This is a genomic window from Hydrogenobaculum sp. (assembly GCF_049967395.1).
Taxonomy (GTDB): domain Bacteria; phylum Aquificota; class Aquificia; order Aquificales; family Aquificaceae; genus Hydrogenobaculum.
In genome coordinates this window covers 1-1,802 of the sequence record NZ_JBMFST010000101.1, presented here as the reverse complement: position 1 = coordinate 1,802, position 1,802 = coordinate 1, and the positions used below count along the sequence as shown (strand labels likewise).

Sequence of the window (1,802 nt, the reverse complement as noted above, 5' to 3'; positions counted from 1 at the left end):
AGCTTTTATTTAAATAATCATTGGCAATTGAAATTATTATAGTATCTGGCTCATTATTTATTTCTTCAAATTTTAATATAGGAATGTTGTTAATGTTGTTATCTTTAGAGCTATCGTCTATAAAATAAATCAATTTACTACCAAAAATGTCATCGTATATAAAATACATGATCCTACCCAAAAATCCAGCACCGTATATAGATATACTATCAGAGCTTGCGAGGATTTTTTCTAGATTCAATTTAAATGTATCACTAAATAATCCGGCATACCTATCAAAATATTTCCATTTTTCTATATTTAGGTTGTCAATCCAATTATAATGGTTTATACCATCTACCATTTGTAAACTATCTACATCTTCTATTTCATATATTTCTTCATCTATTTTATTTGTCGTGCTATAATGAGTTCCATCTTCCCATCCTAAGTGTTTTACTAAATTACGCTTATAATGAGCTACAAATCCATTATTTGCTTTTATAAAAGCATCAACTCTTATATCCCATCCAAAATTATTGATACCTATATTCAATAATCCATAAATAGCTTTTTTATACCTGATATCCAAATCATTTGGCAAGTCAACTTCTCTCAAACCCTTCAAATCAAAATCAATCCTCCTCCATCTATCTCTCCAGGTAGCAAAACCCCAGGGTGGGAGGAAGGTTCTTAAAAAATATATATCTTCTAAATTTTCTAAATTTAAAACATCTTTGCCTACTATGGCCCATACGTTCTTATTGTTTTTGTAGAATTTTAGAAGCTTTTCACAAAAGTAAAAAAAGCTCAAACTAGGATATATATCTTCCTCTATTATAATTCCTTGTTCTTCATTTTCAAATAACCAAGAAACGGCTTCCCATACTCCTTTATAAGGACCAAAATTACTTTTATTAATATTAAACGTTGTCTCTATGTTCTTCTCAGATACTGTATTATGTATATAATTAACTACATCTTCTAATGCTTTGCTTTCTTTTTTATCTCTAGGGCCGTCTTGAAATATGTATAATCTCTTAGGATTTATCTCTAAAATACTTGGCAATACCTGTTTAACTATGTTAAGTCTTCTGAAAGGAATATATAATATCGGAATGTCAAATGGCTTATTCATATTTGCAAAACACTTTTGTACCATTCCACATGTCTGGCGATATTTCATTATTCAAAAGCCATATCTTATATTCTGGTATTATGGATTTGATAAACTGTGGTATTTCGTACAAATGCTCTGGTTTGTGATAAACGCATATAACAAGTTTTGGTTTGAAAGTTTTTATGGTATTTACAGCTCCTTTTAAAGCATCCAGCTCAGCTCCTTCTATATCCATTTTTATAAAATCTACTTTTTCTATACCTTGCTCTTTTACAAAATCATCTATCGTTGTTAGCTCTACTTCTATAGCACCATTGCTGGCAATTCTTGATCCTCCACCGCCTAAATCTTCAAAATAAGCTTTTTGCTTTTTGTCTGATACACCCTTATTTACAGCTATAATATTGTCATATCCTTTTATATCTTCTAAAAGTTCATTGTATATACGAGGTATAGGTTCAAAAGCATAAACCTTACCATTTTTACCAGCTTTTTTAGCAAAGTATAAGCAGTTTATATAACTGTCTTTAGAGCTATTTGCCCCGCAGTCAAATACTATATCTCCATCTTCTACATCAAAATTTATCTCTTTATATGAGTAGTCTTCTTCGTGTGTTGGTGATGTATATTTTAAAAGCCAATTGTATAAGTTGCTAAATTGAGAAAATGGTATAAAACTCATATTTATATCTATTTCTATATT

2 protein-coding genes are annotated in these 1,802 nt (G+C 29.6%); both read right to left on the bottom strand.

Translation table 11 applies throughout. The annotated features are described in order from the left end of the window. The coding region (locus ACP5S8_RS08265) for a hypothetical protein (RefSeq protein WP_461876462.1) at positions 1-1,117 on the bottom strand (1,117 nt) is incomplete at its 3' end. After that, the coding region (locus tag ACP5S8_RS08260) for an FkbM family methyltransferase (protein ID WP_461876461.1) at positions 1,110-1,802 on the bottom strand (693 nt) is incomplete at its 5' end. The genes ACP5S8_RS08265 and ACP5S8_RS08260, both read right to left, overlap by 8 nt.